This is a genomic window from Corynebacterium sp. HMSC05H05, from assembly GCF_001807265.1.
Taxonomy (GTDB): Bacteria; Actinomycetota; Actinomycetes; order Mycobacteriales; family Mycobacteriaceae; genus Corynebacterium.
The window spans coordinates 1-7805 of the sequence record NZ_KV788377.1; the positions used below are offsets into that span (position 1 = coordinate 1).

Genomic DNA, 7805 nt, shown 5'->3' on the forward strand with positions numbered 1-7805 from the left:
GAGCCTCACACACAAACTTCCTGACACCCTCGTCGCCGAGGTCATCGTGCCCGATAATGCCTCAACGGCTTCGAATGCGATCAGTGCCGCGGACAGGAATCGCCGGGTCAACTCCACCTACGAGGAGTTTTTGGAGCACTACAACACCGCCGCGTTGCCGGCTCGGGCGAAACGCCCCAAGGATAAGGCCAGCGTTGAAGCTGCAGTCAAGATCGTCACCCAAAACGTCATCCACGCACTCGATGGCCACCAGTGCGCCGGAATAGACGAGCTCAACGCAAAAATCACCGTCCTAGTCGATGGGATCAACGCTGCCGAACCGTTTCGCGGCAATGCGACGAGCAGACGCGCATTGTTCGATCAGTTCGAACGCGACGTGCTCACCGCGCTGCCTGCAACACCGTGGCAGCGCACCGAATGGAAACGCGCCAAAGTCGCACCCAATTTCCACATCAGAGTGCACAACGCGCATTACTCGGTACCCAACCAGCTGGTGGGCCGCACCGTGGATGTGCGCATCACCGGTGACGTGCTCGCCGTCTTCGACGCCGGGCAGCGTGTGGCCACCCACCAACTCGCACGTGCCCGCGGGGTGTACGTCACCGACACCGACCACATCCCGGCGAACATGGGTGACACCCGTGGGTTATGGACAAGCGAGTACTTCCTGCGCGAAGCCGCCAAAATCGGGCCGGCCACCCGCCAGGTGATTGCCGAGCTCATCGAAGCCAAAGCGATCCCTGCCCAGGCGTATCAAGCGTGCCGCAACGTGCTCAACATGGGCAAACACACCAACAAGCCAATCCTCGAAGAAGCCTGCAGGCGTCTGGTGTCCACCGACGGCGCCAGGCGTGCTGTGTCGTATACCGCGGTGAAAAACATGATGGCCGCCGTGCGCAAAGACACCTCCACACGACCTACCGGCACTGACCTGCCAACCGATCAACCAACCGGCAGACCCGCTGACGGCGCGCCTGCCCCGACAGCGCGTGACACCCGCGGCGCCTACCTCGGTGGTGCTGCCCAGTTCAGCCTCGAAAACCTCACCAAGAAGGGATCTGCATAACCCATGCCCCACCCACAGCCAGCATCAGCATCTGCCCGCTTCCTCGACGAATCAGTCCTGCCGGTCTTTACCGATCTACGCATGACCGCCTTCGGACAAAGCGTCATCGACATCGCCGCCGATCCCGCATTCGACGACTGGAGCTTTTCCGACAAGGTGCTCTACGCACTCGATAAAGAGGTAGCGGCCAAGCGTGAGAGGCGAGTCAACAAACTGCTCAAAGCATCCCGATCGCCAAATCCCGATGCTTGTATCGAAGACATCACCTACACGCCCGGCCGCACCATCAACAAAGAGCAAGTCACCCGACTCGCTCACTGCCAATGGTGCCAAAGCGCACAAAACATTGTCATCCTGGGCAAATCCTCCGTCGGCAAAACCTACCTCGCCCAAGCACTACTCACCGCGGCGTGCCGAAACGACTACTCCGCACGCTTCTTCCGCACCGACACACTCGCCAACCACCTCGCCGTACTCAAACACGACGACCCAGCCCGCATCACATTCCTCCAAGACCTCCACCACACAGACGTGTTAGTCCTCGACGACTTCCTGACCACCCCAATCGATGCCGCCACCGCACACCAACTGCTCAACATCCTCGCAGAACGCGAACCCCGCGGATCAACCATCGTGACATCCCAGTTCACACCCGACGAGTGGTACAAATCCATCCCCGACGCCGTCATCGCCGAATCAATCCTCAACCGACTCGTCGCCGGCGCCGAAATCATCACACTCGAAGGCACCAACATGCGACTGCCCCAATAACCCCACCGAAACCCCAAAACGCCCGGGTGTTACTCGATACTCACCCGGGCGTTACCCGAAACTCACCACACCGTTACTAAACACGTGGTCTAAACACCACAGTTTTTCTTGGCATTGCCGACCCCGGCTTAACTGATGGCGCTGCGCAACTGTCGAATCTCGGCAGGCCCCACACGGCGCAATGCGGAGTCCGCACGGGATGACGCATCGGCGACCTCCGCCACCTCAAGCTGAGGCAGCCTGAGTTTCGGATTACGCTCAACCACATGGGTTCCCCGAAGACGCTGCAGCTTTTCATGATGGACGGCACTGCCGCTGGGCCAATCAAGGCCTCGATTAGAAATTAGGTCGGCCGGGTCTATTCAATCCCGCGCACCGAGCTCAATTCTGAAGAACTCCGAGGGCGTCCGGAGCTGAATCACCCCGCGGTGTACTTCCTGGTTGGCACGAACCCGGAGACGGACAAGCCGCGCATCTACATCGGCCAAACCGCGCCCCGCCAGAACGGCGTCGCATTTGCAAGGGCCGCCGAGCATTCACGTAGCGCGGACAAAGACTTTTTCAACCGCATCATCTACGTGGTTGTGGTTGACGATTCCTGGGGCGCCACCGAAATCACGTTCCTGGAAAACGCGTTCCACCAGCGCGCTATTAAGGCGGACCGTTACGAAGTCGCCAACGGCAACACCCCGTCCGCTGGCAGTGTCAGCGAAGAGACCCAAGCAGAGCTGGACGAGTTCATCGAGAACACCAACCTCATCATCAGCGCTCTAGGCGTTTCCGCATTCCAGCCGAAGGCAACTTCGTCGAAGGCCCGCACCTCGACCAACACGGCTGCAGCCCCGGCGCGCCCGAGCGATGACGAGGAACCGGTCTTCGAGCTCACCGTTCTCAGCCAAGGGGTTCAGGGCCTGGACCAGCGCACCACTTCCGGTTTCCTTGTCCTCGAGGGCTCTACGTTGCGTCCGGAGCTGCGCCCCAGCGCCCCGCGCGGGGTCCACGCCACCCGCGAGCGCTACGCGGACCAGATCCAGGACAACACGCTGACCTCAGACTTGGAGTTCACCAGCCCGTCCGCCGCAGCGGCGTTCCTGGTGGGCGGTGCCGCAAATGGCAGAACGATGTGGCACCTGCAGGATGAACCGTCCACCACGCTCGCAGCCTGGGAAGACCGCGAGGGAGACGAAGCCGACCAGCAGGCAGCGCGACCCGAGCCGCCCGAAACCTCCTAAGCCTTACGACAAATTCCATTCCCGCGCTGGAGTTCCCACCAGGTATTTCTGACGGTCGGCGAAGCGAAAACGCAGCGGCCAAATACTCAGACACGCCCCCGAGGACGTGCTCCGATGCGTGGACGGGGATGAGGGTAGGCACGGACTTAACTGTATCTAGTTTCTGAGCGCCCCCCAGCTGATGGAAAGCGCTTCAGTGTCAGGTATTTCTCCCAATAATTAGAACGGCAGTGTCGCCCGCAGCTGCGGGCTATTGAGAGCCACGAAAGCTCCCGCTCCTACTACCGCCAGGATCGCCACGACGGCTGCAATGATTGCTCCAGTGCTGCTGCCCTTTTCATCGGTGGTAGCTGGCTTCGGCGTTGCCGGCTCATTCTGGGTCGTAGTCAGCGTCGGCGTCGGGGTCACCACTCGAGTAGCAGTTGGCCTATCCGGCGCCACCGAAGTCACAGTCGGCTTCGGCTTGGAAGTCGGTGTCACCACCGAGGTCGGCTTCGGCTTTTCAGTAAGAACTGCGACCACGCCCACTTCCACGATCTCGGAGGATCCGTCAGGATACACAACCGACAATTCAATTTTTGGTGGCTCCCAAAAAATGCCACCGGTTGGAGTTGCTTCAGCCGGCGCCGTGACAGCCAGCATGTTGTCTTTCACTACAGAAGCTGACCAGCCATCCGGCTCGCTGACCACACCTAGTTTTGCGCCTTTCGGCACACTGGAGAGCCTGCGCTCGGTCGTTTCACCAGCGTCAAAACTCCTGTTCTCAAAGTAGGGGTTGAAAGCTTTAGCCTGGTTCTCTGGGACGAAACGGACTTCCTGGCTGAACTTTGAAACGCTTCCGTCCGAATACGTCACAATGAAATCGAAGCTGGAACTGACAGCGCCATCGGTTGACGCAGGGCTGTGACCCGTATTTGCGGTTAGCCCGAATCTGTCGTTGATAGTGACCATTACCGCCGGGGTAGAGGCGGCGGACCCGTAGCCAAACTCGTTTTTCACCTGGACGCCGGATACGGTTACGTCCGCCGGAATTCCTCGCAGATTGAAAGTTTGGAACCCAGCGACACCAAGAGGGCCGACGTAAACGAATTCGGGGTTGGCCTTATCGGCCATGGTCTTAGCGACCGCCTGTGCAGTAACCGGAACGATACTTGCGGTTGTGAGCGAGACCGAAAGCGCGATCGCCGTAGCGATGGGGAGCAGCCGGATTTTCATGTTGACTCCTACTGAGTGGAAATGGACTAGCCAAGTTAACCACAGCAAGCGTTCAGGTGACGTTAATACTGAAACTTTTTCTGAAAATGCTCTGTGTGCTGCGTATCCAGCACATCATGAAGTGCATTCCCTGGGCATCTCCGACTTTTTATGCGACCCAGTTGAGACAGAACACGATCCACGGCAGCGCCACAATGTCGATCAGCACGGCGCCCGAAAGCGGAACGACGATCATGCCTACGCGCGACTGAAGGCCGTGGCGGCGTCCAATGGCGTCCATGTTGGCTACAGCGTTGGGGGTTCCGCCAAGGCCGTGGCCCATCATTCCGCCACAGATCACTGCCGCGTCATAGTCCTTGCCAAGCATGCGGAAGACGATAAAGACCACGAACAGCATGAGTGCAACGACCTGCACCACCAAGATGATGAACAGTGGCAGCGCAAGGCTGTACAGATCCCAGATTTTCAGACTCATCATCGCCTGGGTAAGGAAGAAACCGAGGGACAGCTCGGAGATGAGCGACATCGACTTGCCGTGCAGCGTCACCCACCCGAACTTGTCGTTGAGGTTGCGGAACACGATGGCGATGAGCATCGCACCCACATAGCCGGGAAGCGAGTAGCCGGTGACGTCACCGAACCAGGATCCCAAAAACACACCAATAACGACGATGAATCCAATCAACGCAGCTGTGGCGATGAGTGAGCCTTCTTCGACCTCCGACGCATCGTCAATTCCTGTTTCCTCAATTGCTTCAATCTCGCGGGTCTTGATCTCCAGCCCGTAGTGCTTGATCAGCCATGTGGCTAGCGGTCCGCCAATGAGCGAACCCGCAATCAGACCAAAAGTCGCTGCAGCGATGGCAACAGCGGTTGCGCCCTGCGCGCCAAGCTCCTCAGCAGTGGGACCGAATGCGGCCGCTGCCCCGTGGCCGCCCTCCAGGGAGACGGAACCTGCCATGATGCCGAGCAGCGCATTCAGGTCGAGTGCCTTCGCCAGCCCGATGCCAACCAGGTTTTGGAAGATCGCCACACCCCAGCACGCCACGAGGTAGATGAGCAGAAACCTTCCGCCGGCCTTCATCAGACTCAGCGACGCACCGAGACCGATGGTCGTGAAGAACGCCAACATTGCAGGGCTCTGCAGCGTGGTGTCTAGGGTGAGCTCGAAAGACAGCGCTTCGCGTAGGAACAGAACTACCAAGGCGAACAAGAAGCCGCCCACAACTGGCCCTGGGATGGCAAACCTGCTGAAGATCTTCCAGTTCCTCGCAGCCCAGTTGCCCAAAAGTAGCAACGCAAGCGTCAGCGCAACTGAGCTGACCAAGTCCAATTCAAATTCCATTTCACCCTGTCTTTCTCAAACTCATCGGGGTTGTCGTAAGCCGTGTGGCGTGCCGGACAGCACGCCACACATTGACTTAAGCCTCGAGAATCCTATCGTGTGCCCCAACACACACCACGAAAGGTTCAGGGATCATCCCACATGGAAGTGTTGCGGTTGCTACATCATCTGGGCCGCACAGTTCTCCGTCCAGCCATGTGAGCGTCTGAGATCATCTGGGCATTGTGGCTGTGGTGACTCTAGCCACTTTAATCTGCCCCTACCCCGCCACCGGCAGCAGCTCCGACCGCTCGCCGACCGTGGTCACCACCAGCGCGTCGCGGGCGCGCGACGCCGCAACGTACAGCAGCGAACGCTCACGCTGCAGGGCGGCGCGGGCGTCTTGCTCGGACAGGTTCTTCAGGCGGAAGCGCAGCGGCATGATCTCCTTGCCCACGCCCATGAGGATCACGTGAGTGAACTCCATGCCTTTGGCGCCGTGCATGGTCATCACGGAAACCTGCTCGTGGGAGGCCAGTTCGGCGTTTTTGGTCTGGACGGCGTCGATGCCGTGGTCGGCAAGACCGGAGACCACGCGGGAGAGCTGCCCGCGGGTGCGGCAGACCACGCCGACGCGCTGGGCTCATCCCCGCGTGTGCGGGGCAGACATCCTGAACTACCTGTTCGACCACAACGACAAGGGCTCATCCCCGCGTGTGCGGGGCAGACGGGCGAATTCGTCGGTCGCTTCTTCCCTGGGGCGGGCTCATCCCCGCGTGTGCGGGGCAGACCAGGAGGTCTCTGGTCGCCAGGTCAGCTTCGACGGCTCATCCCCGCGTGTGCGGGGCAGACGGCCGGACACAGCATGACCGCGACGGTCACGAACGGCTCATCCCCGCGTGTGCGGGGCAGACTTTTTCGCTGGATTTTTCCCGTTTTTTCGCCAGGGCTCATCCCCGCGTGTGCGGGGCAGACTTCGTGGCGTGTGATGCCGTGGCGTCGTCATCGGGCTCATCCCCGCGTGTGCGGGGCAGACGTGCATGTTGATGATGGTGCTGCGTACCGGCACGGCTCATCCCCGCGTGTGCGGGGCAGACCCCGGAGCCACCGTTCTAATGCAAACCGAACTGGGCTCATCCCCGCGTGTGCGGGGCAGACGCGTTGTACGCCTTCCTACAGTTCGTGCAGTAGGGCTCATCCCCGCGTGTGCGGGGCAGACAGTGTGCTCCGGGAAGTTGTGCGGTCGGCTAGGGGCTCATCCCCGCGTGTGCGGGGCAGACGTGCATGTTGATGATGGTGCTGCGTACCGGCACGGCTCATCCCCGCGTGTGCGGGGCAGACTGCCAGTGGGTGGCCTCCGTGGAGCCGGGCAAGGGCTCATCCCCGCGTGTGCGGGGCAGACGGCCTACTCGCACCAGACGTACCAGCTGTGGAGGGCTCATCCCCGCGTGTGCGGGGCAGACGAATCAATGACGCGGTTCGGGCCGGGTTCATAGGGCTCATCCCCGCGTGTGCGGGGCAGACGGCCTGAACTCGTGGGAGCCGGGGGAGCTGGCGGGCTCATCCCCGCGTGTGCGGGGCAGACGGCCTACTCGCACCAGACGTACCAGCTGTGGAGGGCTCATCCCCGCGTGTGCGGGGCAGACTACCCAGGCTGCTACGTCTACATGGCCCTGGAGGGCTCATCCCCGCGTGTGCGGGGCAGACGCTGCATTGCGCCGACCCGGAGCTGACGCTGCGGGCTCATCCCCGCGTGTGCGGGGCAGACTCGAGGATGGCCTGCGCCCGGTGGTGCTCCTTGGGCTCATCCCCGCGTGTGCGGGGCAGACCTGGGGAAGTTCAAGGCCAACGTGGTGAAGGTGGGCTCATCCCCGCGTGTGCGGGGCAGACTTTGAGTCGCCGCTCTTGCGGGCCTCCGCCACCGGCTCATCCCCGCGTGTGCGGGACAGACCGCGTCCGGCAACGCCCGAATCTCGGTGAACAGGGCTCATCCCCGCGTGTGCGGGGCAGACGATCATCTTCTGCTCCTTCGGTGCCAGGGTGACGGCTCATCCCCGCGTGTGCGGGGCAGACGTCGACGTCACCTGCGCATGGTGCGGCGCCACCGGCTCATCCCCGCGTGTGCGGGGCAGACTTCCTTCCGGTGTGGGGGCTTGCGCCCTGGTGGGGCTCATCCCCGCGTGTGCGGGGCAGACGA

General features: G+C 61.4%; 5 protein-coding genes, 1 pseudogene and 1 CRISPR repeat array. Of the genes and pseudogenes, 3 read left to right on the top strand and 3 right to left on the bottom strand.

The genetic code is table 11. The annotated features are described in order from the left end of the window. The 3 genes and pseudogenes from HMPREF3151_RS02905 to HMPREF3151_RS02915 form a co-directional block, all read left to right on the top strand. A pseudogene (locus tag HMPREF3151_RS02905) lies at nucleotides 1-1066 on the top strand (IS21 family transposase); the annotation flags it as partial. An 81-nt stretch (nucleotides 1067-1147) separates the two neighbouring features. Next, the gene (locus tag HMPREF3151_RS02910; protein ID WP_246815184.1) at nucleotides 1148-1837 is read left to right on the top strand and encodes an ATP-binding protein; all 690 of its coding nucleotides are present in this window, start codon (nucleotides 1148-1150) and stop codon (nucleotides 1835-1837) included. 428 nt (nucleotides 1838-2265) lie between these two features. Further along, nucleotides 2266-3069 (top strand): GIY-YIG nuclease family protein, encoded by an 804-nt coding sequence (locus HMPREF3151_RS02915; protein ID WP_168160585.1) that lies wholly within the window; start codon nucleotides 2266-2268, stop codon nucleotides 3067-3069. Nucleotides 3070-3288: 219 nt separating this feature from the next. Here HMPREF3151_RS02915 and HMPREF3151_RS02920 read toward each other — a convergent pair whose 3' ends face one another. The 3 genes from HMPREF3151_RS02920 to HMPREF3151_RS02930 form a co-directional block, all read right to left on the bottom strand. Beyond that, on the bottom strand, nucleotides 3289-4284 hold the full coding sequence (locus HMPREF3151_RS02920) for a hypothetical protein (protein WP_070473323.1): 996 nt from the start codon (nucleotides 4282-4284) through the stop codon (nucleotides 3289-3291). Between the two features lie 148 nt (nucleotides 4285-4432). Beyond that, nucleotides 4433-5629, bottom strand: a complete 1197-nt coding sequence (gltS, locus tag HMPREF3151_RS02925; RefSeq protein WP_070473325.1) for a sodium/glutamate symporter — start codon at nucleotides 5627-5629, stop codon at nucleotides 4433-4435. 259 nt (nucleotides 5630-5888) lie between these two features. After that, entirely contained in the window at nucleotides 5889-6236 is a 348-nt protein-coding gene (locus tag HMPREF3151_RS02930) for a 3'-5' exonuclease (protein WP_070473327.1), read from the bottom strand. 12 nt (nucleotides 6237-6248) lie between these two features. Beyond that, a CRISPR array of direct repeats spans nucleotides 6249-7803; the repeat unit is 28 nt; unit sequence GGCTCATCCCCGCGTGTGCGGGGCAGAC. The last annotated feature ends 2 nt before the right edge of the window (nucleotides 7804-7805 follow it).

What these genes read in the sequence shown, in the direction of transcription:
- HMPREF3151_RS02910 (WP_246815184.1), top strand. Translation starts at nt 1,148, where the DNA reads ATGACCGCCTTCGGACAAAGCGTCATCGACATCGCCGCCGATCCCGCA.
- HMPREF3151_RS02920 (WP_070473323.1), bottom strand. Translation starts at nt 4,284, where the DNA reads ATGAAAATCCGGCTGCTCCCCATCGCTACGGCGATCGCGCTTTCGGTC.
- gltS (WP_070473325.1), bottom strand. Translation starts at nt 5,629, where the DNA reads ATGGAATTTGAATTGGACTTGGTCAGCTCAGTTGCGCTGACGCTTGCG.